The 15,838-nt window shown below is 39.2% G+C and carries 15 protein-coding genes; 13 read left to right on the top strand and 2 right to left on the bottom strand.

Features of this window, described 5'->3' with window-relative positions; genetic code table 11:
- The first annotated feature begins 5 nt into the window (after window positions 1-5).
- The 13 genes from T356_RS0108180 (at window position 6) to T356_RS0108120 (ending at window position 12,828) form a co-directional block, all read left to right on the top strand.
- Window positions 6-1,187 carry an aminoacyl--tRNA ligase-related protein gene (locus T356_RS0108180; protein WP_026514080.1) on the top strand — a complete coding sequence of 394 codons (1,182 nt, stop codon included), beginning with the start codon at window positions 6-8 and terminating at the stop codon, window positions 1,185-1,187.
- Between the two features lie 11 nt (window positions 1,188-1,198).
- Window positions 1,199-2,254, top strand: a complete 1,056-nt coding sequence (locus tag T356_RS0108175; protein WP_051563276.1) for an FAD synthetase — start codon at window positions 1,199-1,201, stop codon at window positions 2,252-2,254.
- Entirely contained in the window at window positions 2,247-2,483 is a 237-nt protein-coding gene (locus T356_RS0108170) for a phosphopantetheine-binding protein (protein ID WP_026514078.1), read from the top strand. Before T356_RS0108175 ends, T356_RS0108170 begins: the two co-directional genes overlap by 8 nt.
- Before the next feature lie 2 nt (window positions 2,484-2,485).
- On the top strand, window positions 2,486-4,270 hold the full coding sequence (locus tag T356_RS0108165; protein WP_026514077.1) for an ABC transporter ATP-binding protein: 1,785 nt from the start codon (window positions 2,486-2,488) through the stop codon (window positions 4,268-4,270).
- Window positions 4,271-4,272: 2 nt separating this feature from the next.
- On the top strand, window positions 4,273-6,009 hold the full coding sequence (locus T356_RS0108160; protein ID WP_026514076.1) for an ABC transporter ATP-binding protein: 1,737 nt from the start codon (window positions 4,273-4,275) through the stop codon (window positions 6,007-6,009).
- An 18-nt stretch (window positions 6,010-6,027) separates the two neighbouring features.
- On the top strand, window positions 6,028-6,627 hold the full coding sequence (locus tag T356_RS0108155; protein ID WP_026514075.1) for an MptD family putative ECF transporter S component: 600 nt from the start codon (window positions 6,028-6,030) through the stop codon (window positions 6,625-6,627).
- Between the two features lies 1 nt (window position 6,628).
- Complete coding sequence (locus tag T356_RS0108150) at window positions 6,629-7,306, top strand: energy-coupling factor transporter transmembrane component T (RefSeq protein WP_026514074.1); 678 nt, start codon at window positions 6,629-6,631, stop codon at window positions 7,304-7,306.
- A 1-nt stretch (window position 7,307) separates the two neighbouring features.
- On the top strand, window positions 7,308-8,771 hold the full coding sequence (locus tag T356_RS0108145) for an energy-coupling factor ABC transporter ATP-binding protein (RefSeq protein WP_026514073.1): 1,464 nt from the start codon (window positions 7,308-7,310) through the stop codon (window positions 8,769-8,771).
- 92 nt (window positions 8,772-8,863) lie between these two features.
- The gene (locus tag T356_RS21620; protein ID WP_081777784.1) at window positions 8,864-9,235 is read left to right on the top strand and encodes an ATP-binding cassette domain-containing protein; all 372 of its coding nucleotides are present in this window, start codon (window positions 8,864-8,866) and stop codon (window positions 9,233-9,235) included.
- A gap of 25 nt (window positions 9,236-9,260) precedes the next feature.
- Entirely contained in the window at window positions 9,261-9,884 is a 624-nt protein-coding gene (locus tag T356_RS0108135; RefSeq protein WP_026514071.1) for a DUF6796 family protein, read from the top strand.
- A 126-nt stretch (window positions 9,885-10,010) separates the two neighbouring features.
- A complete protein-coding gene (locus T356_RS0108130; protein WP_026514070.1) occupies window positions 10,011-10,595 on the top strand; it encodes an MptD family putative ECF transporter S component in 585 nt (194 codons plus the stop codon).
- The gene (locus tag T356_RS0108125) at window positions 10,595-11,314 is read left to right on the top strand and encodes an energy-coupling factor transporter transmembrane component T (RefSeq protein WP_026514069.1); all 720 of its coding nucleotides are present in this window, start codon (window positions 10,595-10,597) and stop codon (window positions 11,312-11,314) included. Before T356_RS0108130 ends, T356_RS0108125 begins: the two co-directional genes overlap by 1 nt.
- Before the next feature lie 8 nt (window positions 11,315-11,322).
- Window positions 11,323-12,828, top strand: a complete 1,506-nt coding sequence (locus T356_RS0108120) for an ABC transporter ATP-binding protein (RefSeq protein ID WP_026514068.1) — start codon at window positions 11,323-11,325, stop codon at window positions 12,826-12,828.
- Window positions 12,829-13,095: 267 nt separating this feature from the next.
- Here T356_RS0108120 and T356_RS0108115 read toward each other — a convergent pair whose 3' ends face one another.
- Together T356_RS0108115 and T356_RS0108110 are read right to left on the bottom strand one after the other, a co-directional pair.
- On the bottom strand, window positions 13,096-14,724 hold the full coding sequence (locus T356_RS0108115; protein ID WP_026514067.1) for an IS1182 family transposase: 1,629 nt from the start codon (window positions 14,722-14,724) through the stop codon (window positions 13,096-13,098).
- Window positions 14,725-14,897: 173 nt separating this feature from the next.
- Window positions 14,898-15,838: IS4 family transposase (locus T356_RS0108110; protein ID WP_026514066.1), on the bottom strand; the 941-nt coding region annotated here is incomplete at its 5' end.

Here is a 15,838-nt window from a genome sequence, read left to right as displayed (position 1 = left end):
AAAACATGGTTATCAGATTTGATGAAAAAAGAGTCGGAAAAGAAAACGAGCAATTCTTTGTAGACATGCTGAGCTACGTATCTCCAAAGATACAGGACGTTAAGAGAAACGGTGAAGATATCATACTTGATATAAACGAGGCAGACAAAGAATTCATTGAGGAGAAGGTTGAGTCTCTTTATAAGATGATCGAATCCGGTTCGATATCAGGGAAGGAAGTGCCCATTACAACACTTGAAGATCACACTGATGAAGTTCCCGTAAATAAGGAGAACATCTATGAAAAGCTGTGTGAAGACGGTGATGTGGTAGAGGTTTCTCCCGGAGTTTATTCCTACAGCAATCTTTTCCTAAAGGTATTTCAGTACTTTAACAACAAGATTGAAGCGTACGGAAAAGAAACTTTTGACGGGATAAGAGAGTATAAGTTTCCTGTCCTGCACCCAATCAAAAGATATGAGAAGGGCGGATACTTTGAGAACTTCCCTCATTACATCATGTTCGGAACTTCAATGAAAAACGACCTTGAGATACTTGAGCGTTTTTCGAAGAACGGACTTAATGATGAATCCATTCTTGAAGAGATGAAAGCGCCTTCTCTTGTGCTGCGCCATGCAGCCTGTGTTCCGGTTTATGAAATGCTTGAGGGTAAAACCATAAGCAAAGACAATCCCGAGAAATTCCTCGTATCCGGAACGTGCTTTAGGAATGAAGGTAAGAATACTTTTGAGTTATCAAGACTCAATGAGTTTTTCATGAAAGAGTACGTGTTCGTCGGAACTCCGGATCAGTGCAAGGAACTTATAGAAAAAGCCAAAGAGCTTTGGAGCTATTGGCAGAAGGTGTTTAAGGCCAATACCAAACTTGATACTGCCAATGATTCTTTCTTTGCATCCAATTACAAGAAGCTCCAGTTCTTCCAGGTTATCGGCGATTCGAAGAGAGAGTTTAAATGGAATATTCCGGGACATGATACATATATTTCGTGCGGTTCCATCAATTTCCACAGAACACATTTTTCAAAGCCATACGCTATAAAGAATGAGAACGATGAGCTCTGTTATACAGCGTGCTTTGCCTTCGGTATCGAGAGACTTGCTTATGCATTGTTATCACAAAAGGGACTTGATATTTCAAAGTGGGATGCATCAACTTTCGATGAAATATCTAAATATGTGGATTTATAAAGAAGGTTGAAATGGAAACGGAAAGAATAGTTATAAGACCAAAGAGAAGGAAATGCAAATGCTGTGTCATGCCGGAAACCCCGGGATTTATAGAAATCGGAGATGATGGCATATGTAACATATGTAAGGAGCGCGGTGTTGGGACAGTAGAAAAATCTGAGGATACCTTTGATAAGCTTGATCCTCAAAAAAAGCTTTCAATACTGCAAAAGAAGGTTGATAGATTCAAGACAGGCGGGCAGTATGACTGTGTCTGCAGCGTTTCGGGTGGTAAAGACAGTATCATGACGCTGTATATAGCCAAGAAGATACTTGGACTAAATCCACTTGCTGTTATGATAGACAGCGGCTTTGCTTTGAAAGAAATGCCCGAGAATCTTGCCAATGCAACGGATATTCTTGGGATAGACAGTATCATTTTTAAAATGTTTGACATAAAGGATATATTCAGGCTGTTTCTTCAGTCGGGGAAAAGAATCTATTATTGCAGATTGTGTCACGCGCTGCTCGATCTGAAAATACATGACATAGCCAAAAGATACGGTGTCAATCTTATCTTGGGCGGATATACAAAAGGGCAGCAGTATATCCAGAAGTCGGAACTGTTTTGGATATATGAGGAATCTGACAAAAATACGGTTGATGTCTTAAAAGATCATCCCAAATATGACTATGTGTTGGAGCTTTATAAGAATCAGACAGGATACTTTAGAAAGCACTTTCCGACAATAGCTCAGATCTCGCCGTTTAAATACATCGAATGGAACGAGGATGAGATCCTAAGAATACTGACTACCGAGCTTAAGTTTAAGAGGTCTGCAATGAGCTGGCCTATCAATTCTTCGAACTGTCTTTTTAATCATGTTGCACAGTACATGGTAGAAAAAGACTTCGGCTATGCCCAGCATGAGGTTGAGCTCAGCGAACTGGTAAGGGCCGGTGAAATGACAAGAGAAAGAGCGCTGGAAATTTCCGAAAGTCCGATCTATGAATCGGCTGTACGGGATTCACTTGATAAGCTTGGACTAAAATATGAAGACATAATGGGAGGTTATACCAATGCTTGAAGAGGTTTTTAAACTGCTGAAAGAAAATGTAGTGGAGCTTGAGGATGTTGATCTTAAAGAAGATACATCACTTATAGCTTCAGGTTACATGGATTCATACGAAGTGGTTATGATTCTGGAAAAACTGGAAAAGATTTTCTCAATCAATATTGAGCTTGATGAGCTGAATCTTGAGGATTTTGAGAAGCCAATCAACATAGCAAAGCTTGTGGAGGCGAAAAGAGGGTAAAAATGGAGAACGATAAAAAAGGTATGTCACGTTTAATGGAACTTGCAATGATGAAGAAGGGTGTGATGATAGCGGCAATAATCATGTCCGTGTTATCGACCGTTGCTTCATTTATTCCATATGTTGCTATTTACCTGGTAATAAAAGAGATTATTCTGGTATATCCCGAAATAGGCAATCTGAATGCCGGCAAGATGAGTTTATATGCTGTTTCAGCAGTTGCGTGTGTGCTTATCAATCTTATCTTTTATACCTTATCTGTTGCATTTGCACATATAGCCGCATATGGAACTTTGTACCAGCTTAAGATCGACTTTGTTAATCATATTACCAAGCTGCCCCTGGGATTCTTTTATAACACAGGAAGCGGTAAGCTTCGTGAGATCATGGATAACAACATTGAGAGTATCGAAGGCTTTATAGCTCATGATCTTACCAATATGGTATCCGCCATGACGGCGCCGTTCCTGATGCTGGTAGTGATCTTTGTGGTGGATTGGCGTTTTGGTATTGCCTCCTTTGTGGGTATCATCCTTGCCTTTGTGGGCTATGGTATGACATCCGGTGGTGATACTGTCAAAAAACTTATGGACAACTATCAGGTTGCCCTTGAAGATATGGGAAATGCTGCGACTGAGTATATAAGAGGTATATCGGTAGTCAAAGCATTTAAGCAGACAGCTTTTTCCTTTAACCGTCTAAATGATTCCATTAAGAGATACATGGCTACGGTCATTCCGTATTCGCTCAGTCAGGAGAACATGACTGCCATGCTTACAACGATGTTTGCATCTATGTACCTAGTTCTTATCCCTGTCGGAGTATTTATAGGAAGCCGCACGTCGGATTACAGAGGTTATGTTGCCACATTTATTTTCTATCTGATATTTGTTCCCGCCATCGGAAATATTCTTATGAAGATCATATATGCCATGGCCAATGCTTCCAATATCGCGGGAAGTGTAGATCATATGGACAATATCTTAAGAGAAAAAGTGATACCTGAAAACGGAAAGAATCTTGTACCATCTGGCCACGATATTGAATTTGAAAATGTAAGTTTTTCTTATGACGGCGAAGTAAAGGCGCTTGATACCGTAAGCTTTAAAGCTGCGGAAGGAAAGACGACAGCTATCGTGGGTTCTTCCGGAGGCGGAAAGAGTACAATAGCTTCTTTGATACCCCGTTTCTATGATGTCAATGAAGGCGCTGTAAAGATTGGCGGAGTTGACATAAGAGATATGGAAATAAAAGAGCTTATGAATGAAGTGAGCTTTGTTTTCCAGGACAATTTCCTGTTTGGAGTATCCATTCTTAAAAATATCAGAATGGGAAGAAAAGATGCATCTATAGATGAAGTCAAGGCTGCAGCCAAAGCGGCAAGATGTGATGAGTTTATAGAAAAGCTTCCATCAGGGTATGACACCATATACGGAAGTGCGGGAGTGAATCTGTCCGGCGGCCAGATTCAGAGAATAGCTATAGCCAGAGCCATTGTCAAGAATTCACCGGTACTTATTCTTGATGAAGCAACTTCTTTTTCCGATGCCGAAAATGAGTATCTTATTCAGCAGGCACTTAGTGAGCTGATGAAGAATAAGACAGTAATCATGATTGCGCATAGACTTTCTACCATTAAGGATGCAGATAACATCATCGTTATGGAAGAGGGTAAGATTGCCGAACAGGGTAAGTTTGAAGATCTTTTGAATGCAAAAGGACGCTTCGAGGAATTGTGGAAGAACTATACAACTGCCAATGTATGGAAACTGAAGGGAAGGGGTTAATGATGAAGACATTAAAAGAATTATTTCAATTATCCGATGACGCTACCCAAAATCTTAAATCGGGAATCATAGCCGTAACCATCACAAATCTCGTGACACTTCTCTCTGTTGTGGTGGTTGTAAATCTCTTTACGCAGCTTATCAATCCTCTTGAGGGAAAAGAGATTTCTTTTTCATTCATGTGGATCATGTTGGGCGTCGGTATTGTGCTTGCGGTGCTCTTGTTCTTTGCATCCAAAAATGATTACAGAAAGACATATGTATCGTGCTATACGGCGGCAAAAGACAGCCGTATCAAGATTGCGGAGACGGTAAGAAAGTTTCCCATGAGTGTGTTTAATTCCAAATCTCTTGCGGAAATAACCACAAATATGATGGGGGATTGCGCGAGCATAGAGCATACCTTGAGCCACATTGTTCCGCCACTTATTGCGGATATTATCTCAGCGACGATAGTTTGTATTTGCATCCTTTTCTTTGACTGGAGAATGGCTCTTTCTATTTTCTGCACGCTTCCTCTTTCATTCCTTATAATACTTGGAAGTAAGAAGCTTCAGAGAAAAGTATCCAAAAGGCAGCTCGAAGACAAATTGAAAGCTTCTGAGAAAATCCAGGAATATCTCGAAGGAATCAAGGTGATAAAGGCATGTAATCTCGGTGGTACCAAGTCCGTTGAACTGGAAAAAGCACTCAGAGATCTCAAGGATTCATCGATTGCACTTGAGATGAAGACGGGAGTTATTATTTCTGTTGCACAGTTTGTGCTTCAGGCAGGAACAGGAATAGCGGTTTATGTAGGAACAATGCTGTTCACAAAAGGTGATATCAGGCTTCTTCCTTTGCTTCTTTCGCTTGCGGTTGTTTGCAGAGTTTACGGACCTATTCTTTCTATACTTACTCTGCTTCCTATGCTGGAGCATACACTTATATCCACCAAACGTATCAAGAATCTTTTATCCATAAAGGTGATGGAAGGAGATGAGATAAGTACTGATAACTGCGAGATAAGATTTGAGAATGTATCATTCGGCTACGAAGATGAAAAGGTAATAAACGGTATGAACGCAGTTATTCCCATGAACAAGGTTACAGCTCTTGTGGGACCTTCCGGAAGCGGAAAGAGTACCATGGCCAAACTAATGACCAGATTCTGGGATGTCGATTCCGGAAAGATTACTATTGGAGGAATTGACGTATCTTCGGTTGAACCCGAAAGCCTTATGAGTATGTTCTCCATTGTATTCCAGGATGTGACACTGTTTAACGATACGGTCATGAACAATATCAGGATTGGAAATATGGACGCCACGGATGAGATGGTAATGGCAGCAGCCAAGGCGGCTCAGTGCGATGAATTCATTAACAGGATGCCGGATGGTTACAACACGGTTCTTGGAGAAAATGGCAGCACTCTTTCCGGAGGTGAGCGTCAGAGGATTTCTATCGCCAGAGCAATACTTAAGGATGCACCGATCATACTTCTTGATGAAGCTACAGCTTCTCTTGATCCTGAAAATGAGATTCAGGTACAGGAAGCTATAACAAGAATGACAGAGAATAAGACGGTTATTGTCATAGCACACAAGCTCAGTACTATAGAGGATGTTGACAATATCCTTGTTCTAAATAACGGAACCGTCGAGGAACAGGGCACACATGATGAGCTTATGAATAAGAACGGCCTTTATGCAAAGCTTTATAACTTGCAGGAAGATAGTAAAAAGTGGCAGATTGCTTAATGTTGGAGGAAAAAGAAAATGAGTAGTAACAAGGAAAACGTTAAAAAATCAAGAAACCTGGTATCAGCGGGAGTATTCATTGCTCTTTACTTTGTTGTGTTTGTGATAGTCGGAACGATATGCATGCCTATTCCGCCTTTATATCTTTGTATGCTTCCATTGATTGCATTGTTTGCATCACCTGTTTATCAGATGCTTATCACGAAAGCACCTATGCATGGGCCTATCTTTATCGCAGCTATGCTTCCATGTTTGTTCCTTCTCATGATGGGCAATATATGGATCGTAGTTCTGACAGGAATCATTGCGGGAGTTTTTGCCGAAATCATTGCGGGGATGGGCGAGTTTAAGAGCGCGTCATCAAATATGATCAGTTATTTTGTTTTTTCACTGAACCTCTTGGGAGGATTTCTTCCTATCTGGGTTATGCGTGAAGAATACTTCAAGAGTACGCTCGACAGAGGAATGAGTCAGGACTTCGTGGATAAACTCAGAGCAATCACTCCCGGCTGGGTTCTTATTGCGATAATTGTTGCTACGGTAATCTGCGGCTTTATCGGAATTCAGATTGGAAACAAGATGTTTGCCAAGCACTTTAAGAAGGCAGGTATAGCTTAATATGAAAAACGGGATCAGATTTGATCCCAGAACCAAGTTTATACTCCTTTTGGGAGTGAACATGCTTCTTTTACTCAGTCGTTCACTCTTTTTGGAGTTGGCGCTTTTCTTGTTTTGCATATTCATATTGTTGGTTGATAAAAGGTACAAGAATGCAGTCATATATTTGATTGCATTCTTGTTGATGTTATTTATAGACCGCTTTCTTAGCGGATGCTTTACCGGGTTTTATTTTACCATCATTAATTTCATTGTATATGCACTGAGACGTTTTATGCCCTGCTTGATTCTGGGTAAGTGGATATTGGATACGACGGCGGTTTCCGATTTTGTGGCGACCATGTGGAAGATAAAGCTTCCTTTGACGGTTATTATTCCGTTATCTGTTGTATTTAGGTATTTTCCGACAATAAAAGAGGAATGGGAATCCATAAGAGCAGCAATGAAAATCAGAGGTATAAGCTTTTCTGTGGAGCATGTATTTGTTCCGCTAATCTTTTCTGCTGTAAACGTCAGCGAAGAATTGTCGGCGGCAGCGCTTTGCAGAGGCTTGGATGCGCCGGGAGAACACACTTCATTGGTAGAAATCAAAATGTCATATATTGACTATTTGTTTCTTGCACTATTTGTAAGCATCACAATAGCTGCTTTCATACTTAAAGGAATGGGTATCATCTGAAATGATAGAGATAAAGAATGTAAATTTTAAATACAGTGGATCGGATATCGGTTCTTTAAATGATATAAATCTCAAGATTGCTCCGGGAGAGTGCGTGCTTTTTTGCGGAAAGAGCGGATGCGGAAAAAGTTCGATCATTCGCCTTTTTAATGGGATGATACCGAATTTTCATGAAGGAGAATTGGGAGGTTCCGTAAGCTGTAACGGCGAAGAACTGATCAACATGCCGCTATACAAGATCGCAAGGAAATTCGGAACTGTATTCCAGAATCCGAGGACTCAGTTCTATACTGTTAATACCACAAGTGAGATTGCATTCGGCCTGGAGAATATGGGCGTTGCGAGAGAAGAAATCCTAAGAAGAGTGGCTGAGACTGCAAAAGAACTTGAGATTGAATATCTCATGGATAGGAGCATCTTCGAACTATCTGGAGGTGAAAAGCAGATCATTGCTTTTGCATCCGTATACGCAATGAATCCAGATGTATATCTTTTGGATGAACCCTCTGCTAACCTGGATTTCACAGCAATTGAGAAGGTGCGCAAGATCCTTAAGCTTCTTAAAGAGAAGGGAAAGACCATTATAATCGCTGAACATAGGATTTATTATCTGCGAGATATTCTTGACAGGGCATTGTACCTGGAAGATGGGCGGATAATACGTGAGTACAGTGTTTCCAATCTTGATAAGATGTCTTACGAAGAGCATGAAAAGACCGGAATACGTATGCTTGAGCTTTCAGAAATGAATTATACAGGAGGACACAAAAGAAATAATGAAGGTGAGTGTTTCCTTACGTATTTCAGTGGCTTCTACGGAAAGAAAAAGTATCTTGAGATAGCCCATGCAAGATTTGAAACGGGGAAAATATATGCTGTTATCGGTAATAACGGAGCAGGAAAATCCACATTCCTTTCCGCGTTCTCCGGAGTAATGAAGAAGACAGAAGGCTTTGTTTTGGAGAATAACGATGTATTGGGCAGAAGAAAAAGGCTTAAAAACGGCTACATCGTAATGCAGGAAGTTAATCATCAGCTTTTCATGGATTCAGTCCTTGATGAGATCACAACGGGGAAAAGAGATATCGATGACGGGGCTCTTTCAAATCTTCTTTCCGAGCTTGATCTTGCAGGCTTGGAGGAAAGACACCCAATGACTCTGTCGGGAGGGCAGAAGCAGCGAGTTATCATAGCATCAGCCAGATACAGTAATAAGAGGTATCTGTTTTTTGATGAACCCACAAGCGGACTTGATTTTTATCATATGATCAAGGTCTCAGAGCTTCTAAAGAGCATAAGTAATGATGATGTTTATATTTTTGTGGTTACGCATGATTATGAATTTATATTGTCATGTTGCGATGCAGTAGTTCATATAGAAAACGGCGGACTGAAAGAGCAGTATGAGCTTGATGTGGTAGGACTTAATAGAATTCAAGAGTTCTTTTTGATAAATAAAAAGTAACCTGTTATATAGTTTGAGGAAAAATCAATGGTTAATAACAGTAAATACATGAATTCAGTATATTCTGATATGAACGATAGCTTACGCTTGGAATATCAGATGTTGACAGTGACCTTGTTTCAGGTACGCTTGATAAGCTTGCGCTTTCAGAATATAAAGATAAACATCCGGCAGCTCTTTCGGGAGGGCAGAAACAGCGTGTTACTATCGGCGCATCTCTTATAAAAAACAGTGAAGTGCTTTATTTTGATGAACCGACAAGCGGACTTGACTATGATTCTATGATAAGGGTAAGTGAACTTATAAAAGAGCTTTCAGGCGGCGGAGCGATTATTTTTCTGGTATCGCATGACTTTGAGTTTATTACGCACACATGCACAAGGATGTTTGATCTGGATGCAGAGAAGATGCTTGATGTGAATAAGGGGAATTTGCAGATGCTTGCGAAGAAGTATTTTGCATAAAATATAAATATAAAAAGGAGCAGGTATGACAACAGTAATTACAGTAGGCCTTATAGGAGCGCTTCTTATGTTCTGTGGAGACATGACCTTATACTTTGATAAGGATGATTATGTGCAAGACGGAACAATAAATCCTATTATTGATATTATGAAAAAGCTTCCTCCAAAGCGTGTTATGCTTGGCGGCTTGATAGGGCCTGTAGCGGCGTTTCTTTATTGTATAGGCTTTTATCACATTGTACTGATTACGGATGAGGCATTTCATAATGCTGCGTTTGCGGCATTTTTGCTAAGTTGTTTCGGTATTATTGCAGGAGGTGCATATCACAGTCACTGTGCTTATCTTGGACTTCTTGGAGCAGATGAGCATCGAGACGGTTTAGATATAGCCATGAAGTATTTTCAGAAGCTTGCACTTATATTGTATGCAGGTGAAGGCTTGGGACTTCTGATTTTGATAGTTCTGATAGCTTTAGGAAAGACAGTGTTCCCGCAGTGGATGGCACTGATATCTCCCGGAGTTCTTTTTCTTTTAAAGCCATTATCAAGGAAACTCCCCAAGGGACTTCATATGGTCATATGCGGAGGGTATACTAATTTCATTTTTATTGTGTATTACGCTGTGGCTATCATGCAGACTTTGTTATAAGTTTAAACGCTAAATGGCTTTTTTTATCAAGTAGGGAAATAATCCTCATAGTTTTATTGACAAGGAGCTTGGCAAGTGATATAAAACGATAGTTAGCCTTTGCTAACTGAAGGAGGAGTAAAATGTATGGAAAAAAAATTTGAAATCAAAGATCTTATTACAGTAGGAGTATTTTCGGCTCTTTACTTTGTAGTCATGTTTGCGGTAGCTTGTTTTGGCTTTATTCCCATTCTTATGGTTTTCACGCCGCTTCTTTGCCCGCTTGTGGCAGGAATTCCGCTTATGCTTTATTTTTCAAAAATTAAGCATTTTGGAATGATAACTATCACCGGTACATTAATTGGAATTATCATGTTCGTTATCGGACATCCTTATCCAATCCTTCTTTTCTGTATAGGTGCAGGTCTTTTAACAGAAGTTATTTTAAAGATGGGGAACTATCAGAGCATTAAGCATTGTGTGGCAGGTTCGGCTGTTTTCAGCTTGTGGTTCCTTGGCATGGTTATAGCATTTTTCTTTAGTTTCCGTGAAGCTTATTTTGCCAGCATTGTTGACGGATATGGACAGGAATATGTTGAAGCTATGAAGAGTTACACTCCTACATGGGTATTCTTTGCAATGATTATTATGTGTCTTGTTGGTGGTACAATCGGTGGACTCTTGGGAGCTAAGGTACTTAAAAAGCATTTTCGTAAGGCGGGTATGGCGTAATGGAATTTGGAGTATGTAGCGATAAGTCCAAAGCTTTTATAAGGTTGGATCCGCGAAGCAAACTGCTCCTTCTTATGGCGATATCTATTATTATGATAGGCGGAACCACAGTAGGGATAGAGGGGGTGCTGCGTATTATTTGTGCGGCAATCCCTTGCTTGTTGCTACTAAGTATAAGGCAATACAAGGCGGCAACCATATATTTACTGCTTTTAGGAACGGCACTATTTTGTGAAAAGCAAGTGGCGCCCTATACTCATGGGATGTGTAATATTATCCTCATGATGATTTGCGGTTTGATTACCAGATTTGTTGCCGGTTATATGATGGGGTGGTACACAGTTAAATCCACATCTGTAAGTGAATTTATAACGGCTATGGAGCACATGCATTGTCCTTCATTCATAAGCATTCCTATATCAGTTATGTTTCGCTATTTTCCAACTTTATCAGAAGAATACAAATCAATAAATGACGCGAAAAGGATGCGAGAGTTGGGGCACCCATTAAAGCAGCCTTTGACTTATGTTGAATACATATTAGTGCCACTTATGATGTCTACGGTCAGAATAGCAGACGAATTATCAGCGGCTTCATTGTCTAAAGGTCTTAGTGCAGGAGGAAAACGCACGCATATCTGCGAAATAGGTATAGGACCGATTGACATAGTGGCTATCATTGGCTCTATAACGATGTTTGTTTTATTTTTAGTTTATTAGGTGAGAAGATGATAGAATTCAAAAATGTTTCGTACTCGTACAATGTAGTTGATGCAGATGGCAATGCTGTTGATAAAGGTGGAGTTTCCAATATAAACCTTACCATAGCAGATGGAGAGTTTGTTGTTTTAACCGGTGGTTCGGGATGCGGCAAGACAACAATAACAAGAATGATAAACGGACTTATTCCCCAATACTACAAAGGTACTATGGACGGAACGGTAGAACTAGATGGCAAGGATATCTCTGAAACGCCGATATATGAAATAGCAAAAAATGTCGGCAGTGTATTTCAGAATCCACGATCCCAGTTCTTTAATGTAAATACCACTGATGAGATTGCTTTTGCATCAGAAAATCAGAGGAGAGTTCCGTTGGAGATAAAAAGCTCAATAAGAGAAACTGCATCTTCAATGTCTATAGAAAGATTGTTAAACAGAAATATATTTGAGCTTTCCGGAGGCGAAAAGCAAATAATTGCTTGTGCAGGGATTAACGTGCTATCACCGGATATAGTTGTTCTTGATGAGCCCTCTTCTAATTTGGATTTTTATGCCATAGAAAGGCTAAAGGAAATTCTGCAGGACTGGAAGGCTCAGGGCAAAACGATTATTGTTGCCGAGCATAGACTTTTCTTCTTGAGAGAGTTGGCTGACAGATTGCTGATAATGCAAAATGGAGAAATTATCCATGAACTGAATAAAGAAAGGATTTCTACCATTAGCAGTGCTGAGACTGAAAAGCTTGGAATCAGACCATTGAGGCTGGACGATCTGCAGACAGATTTCCAGCATAGAGAGCAATCAGATATAACAATAACTCTTGAGAATTTTTGCTTTTCATATAGTGATGGTGAACACGGTATAGACATACCTAAATTAGAGGTGCCTTCCAATAGTGTTATTGCAGTCATTGGGCATAATGGCGCGGGAAAGAGCACCCTCGTAAGAAATATTTGTGGCCTTGAAAAGAAGTTCAAAGGCGTAATGCGATATGGCAAGAAGACTATGAAAAATAAAGAGAGGTTGCATAACTGCTATATGATTATGCAAGATGTAAATCATCAGTTATTTACAGAAAGCGTAAAAGATGAAGCGGTGCTTAGCATAACAGACGCCTCTCTTAGTGAGGAAGAAAAAGAAAAAAAAGCACTTGATATTTTGTCTCAGCTTGATTTGTATGAATATGCTGACATTCATCCTATGGCTCTTTCCGGAGGGGAGAAGCAAAGAGTGGCTATCGCTTCCGGTTTAGCCTCCGAAAAAGGGGTCATGATATTCGATGAGCCAACAAGCGGACTTGATCTTTCTCACATGAAACAGGTATCAGACGAATTGATCAAGCTGCGGAAATTAGGCAAAACAGTTTTTGTTGTAACTCACGATTTGGAGCTGATACTGTCTTGTTGCGACAGAGTGGTTCATCTGGAAAAAGGGGCAGTTATGGAAAACTATGATATATGCGCGAGTAACATTTCAAAGCTTAAAGCTTTTTTTGGAAAAGAAGCTATGTAAAACATGTGCCTGATTCATATAATACAAAAAATAAGACAGCCGTTTAATAATGACAATGTCATTAAGTTAACATTGGGATAATGCTTTGGATGAGAGAAACGGGGCTGTCGCACTAGATGATTTGATCATCTGGGCGAGGCCCCTTTTCATGCCTTAAAAACGGCTTTTTTACTATATATTTTTTATATACTCTATCATTGGGCGTACTTTAATAAGCCGATTGAATTATCGACGCTGATACAAATTTTTTATTTTAAAATTCAAAATTTATGACACTTTTTTCAGTTCAAATAGATGTGTTCCGGTTCGCTCAGACATAATCTTATGGTGGAGTTTGTTGATGTCAAAAGCTATTGCCAAAAGTGTACTCTGTGCCAGAACATTCTCACTTCCTTTATAAAGGTATCGTCTGAAATTCATATCTTCTTTCACGTTTGCAAACGAACCTTCTGCTTGTATGCTACGGTTCATTCGTAGCTGTGTTCCATAATCACTAGTTATTCGTTCAAGACATTCTGCACGTTTTTCTTCCATTTTTCTTGATACAGAAAGAACCTTTTTCCTATCTTCAAATGGAGTTTTACAGTTATTGCCTTTTATGCAATCTTTCTTGAATGGGCATTCATGGCAACTTTCACACTCATATATTGTTACTTCACGTTGGTAACCGGTCGCTGTCTTTTGTTTTCTTTTGGATACAGCTAAGAGCTTTTTTCCATTCTTGCAAGTATAACTGTCAGTTTCAGAATCATAGTCCATGTTTTCTCGTTTACTGATATCTTTTTTGAACTTTCTTGTTTTTGACAGTTCATAATTCTGTGGTTTTATATATCCGGTCTGATCGTTGTTTTCAATGAAAACATAATTCTCTTCACTTTCATAACCGGCATCAGCAACTATGTTTTTATATTTGAAGGGAAGATGTTCTTCCATATCTTTTAGGAAAGGTATCAGAGTAAGAGTATCTGTTGGATTCGGGTAAATGCCGAGCCAGGTTACATATTCTGCATCAACACCATGCTGCAGGTTGTATGCAGGCTTAAGCTGACCATTAAGCATAGCGTCTTCTTTCATTCTCATGAAAGTCGCATCGATATCCGTTTTAGAGTAGCTATTTCGATTACCACATTTATAAAGCTTGTTTGTGTATTCTTTAAGCTTTTCTGTATATTCTTCAAGTTTTTCGATTGAGCGTTGAAGCATTGTTTTCCTTTTACCAATGCCATGTACAAACTCGATAGCCTCATCTTTTTTGATCTTGTAAAGCTTCTTTCTTAATCGTTTCAAAGTGCGAAGTGATATCTGGTCTTTATATACAACCTTAAAATCATAGAGTTCTTCGCATTCCGCACAGAACATACAGATTTTCTCTGCAAGTTTAGCCATGTTCTTGGTCACGGCTTTTTTCCATACAAAAGTATATTTATTAGCAACGGACTCAATCTTTGTTCCGTCAATAAAAATGTTTTCTCCGGATATTTCACCAAGATCAAGCAGTATGGTTCCTACCTGTGCCATTATTGACTTTGCACACTGCGAGAGATGGATGGAAATAAATCTTGCTACTGTGGAATGATCAGGTGCAGGTGCACCATCAAGAAGATACATGAAATTGATATCTCTTTTGCAGGATGATTCAATATCACGACTGGAATAGATTCTGTTCATTGCTGCATAGATAACAATCTTAAGCATCTGACGCGGTGAGGCCTGACTCTTTCTGATTCTGTCATAAGTCTCATAAAGATCAGAAAGATTCATCTCCTCCACAAATGCACTAACCAGGCGTACCGGATCATCAGATGGAATAGATATTTCTATGTCTAGCGGAAGTTTGATTTGATGATACAAGGAAGATACTGTATAATCTCCTTGTAAGATTTGGTTTAGTCGCATAAACATATTTTACAGCAAAAACCAGGCTTTTCGAAGCCTGGTTTTTGTGTTTTGGGCATAAAAAGGGAGCTGAGCACTAATTACTTAGTGCGACAGCCCCGTTTCTTCCTTTTTAGGCATAACAAACAGGCGGATCTAAAATCCACCTACTAATCATGTTTTATTTTGATTATTTATGCTACTCTATATAAGAAACTATGAAATACTTTTCCTGTCAGTATTCGTTTACGATGCCTATTAGGTCTAACTGGAATTATATTTCTAGCTATTATAGTTTCTAAATTAGGTGATGTCGTTTTTTCACGCAAGAATAGTCTGCAGACATGAGCAGCAACGGTAAAGTTCGCTTTGTATGTATATTTTCTTTGCTTTTTTTCAATGACTACGTGCGAGGTAATCATTTCCGCAAAGTTATACATTATCAGATGTGCGTATATTTCTTGCTGAATACACATCACCTTTTTTGAATGAAAATCTAGCATTCCAATAGTATATTTTAAATCTCTAAATGAAGTTTCTATCCCCCATCTGGCTGCATATAACTTTTTTAAATTTGTTGGCGTATATTCCTTAGCGTCCAAGTTAGTAATTACGGTTTCATATGTGTCTTCAGTAATCTTGAATCGTACGATTCTAAATTTAAGCTCATAAAAGGCTACTGAATCCTTTTTCCTTAGCTTTGTTGGGAGATAATCAAACGGATGTGAATGTGCAATCAATTTGTAGTGATTCTTGTCCTTCAAAAATAATTCCTTCATTTCCTTTGTTTGTTTACGCGTAAGTTTTAAATCAATATTTACATCAAATTCTTCTTCATCAGGTAGGTCTAATCCATTCTTAATTCCTCGTGTACCATCCTTAATCCTTATGAGATAATACCAACCTTTTTCTTGGATATGTGCCATACTGTGATAAGATTCGTATCCTCTATCAGCAATTACTAATGCTTTGGGAATAGGCGATCTATCTACCATCTCTTGCAATGCAGAGTGCTCATTTGCATCATGCTTTCCTTGAAGTACTACATCAGTATATAAATGATTTTCTAGATTATAGAGTGCATTTAAATGCAACAAATTGTAGGGCTTTTGTCCATTAACACTGGGATAATAAG

It is taken from the genome of Butyrivibrio sp. LB2008, from assembly GCF_000621565.1.
Classification (GTDB): Bacteria; Bacillota; Clostridia; order Lachnospirales; family Lachnospiraceae; genus Butyrivibrio.
The sequence above is the reverse complement of the archived record's forward strand: the minus strand, read 5'-3'. Positions and strand labels throughout refer to the sequence as shown.

Bases quoted from the DNA above. Each gene is read 5' to 3' on its own strand.
- T356_RS0108125 (WP_026514069.1), top strand. From the start codon at position 10,595: ATGGAATTTGGAGTATGTAGCGATAAGTCCAAAGCTTTTATAAGGTTG.
- T356_RS0108165 (WP_026514077.1), top strand. From the start codon at position 2,486: ATGGAGAACGATAAAAAAGGTATGTCACGTTTAATGGAACTTGCAATG.
- T356_RS0108175 (WP_051563276.1), top strand. From the start codon at position 1,199: ATGGAAACGGAAAGAATAGTTATAAGACCAAAGAGAAGGAAATGCAAA.
- T356_RS0108130 (WP_026514070.1), top strand. From the start codon at position 10,011: ATGGAAAAAAAATTTGAAATCAAAGATCTTATTACAGTAGGAGTATTT.
- T356_RS0108170 (WP_026514078.1), top strand. From the start codon at position 2,247: ATGCTTGAAGAGGTTTTTAAACTGCTGAAAGAAAATGTAGTGGAGCTT.
- T356_RS0108155 (WP_026514075.1), top strand. From the start codon at position 6,028: ATGAGTAGTAACAAGGAAAACGTTAAAAAATCAAGAAACCTGGTATCA.
- T356_RS0108120 (WP_026514068.1), top strand. From the start codon at position 11,323: ATGATAGAATTCAAAAATGTTTCGTACTCGTACAATGTAGTTGATGCA.
- T356_RS0108160 (WP_026514076.1), top strand. From the start codon at position 4,273: ATGAAGACATTAAAAGAATTATTTCAATTATCCGATGACGCTACCCAA.
- T356_RS0108150 (WP_026514074.1), top strand. From the start codon at position 6,629: ATGAAAAACGGGATCAGATTTGATCCCAGAACCAAGTTTATACTCCTT.
- T356_RS0108145 (WP_026514073.1), top strand. From the start codon at position 7,308: ATGATAGAGATAAAGAATGTAAATTTTAAATACAGTGGATCGGATATC.
- T356_RS0108115 (WP_026514067.1), bottom strand. From the start codon at position 14,724: ATGCGACTAAACCAAATCTTACAAGGAGATTATACAGTATCTTCCTTG.
- T356_RS0108135 (WP_026514071.1), top strand. From the start codon at position 9,261: ATGACAACAGTAATTACAGTAGGCCTTATAGGAGCGCTTCTTATGTTC.
- T356_RS0108180 (WP_026514080.1), top strand. From the start codon at position 6: ATGGTTATCAGATTTGATGAAAAAAGAGTCGGAAAAGAAAACGAGCAA.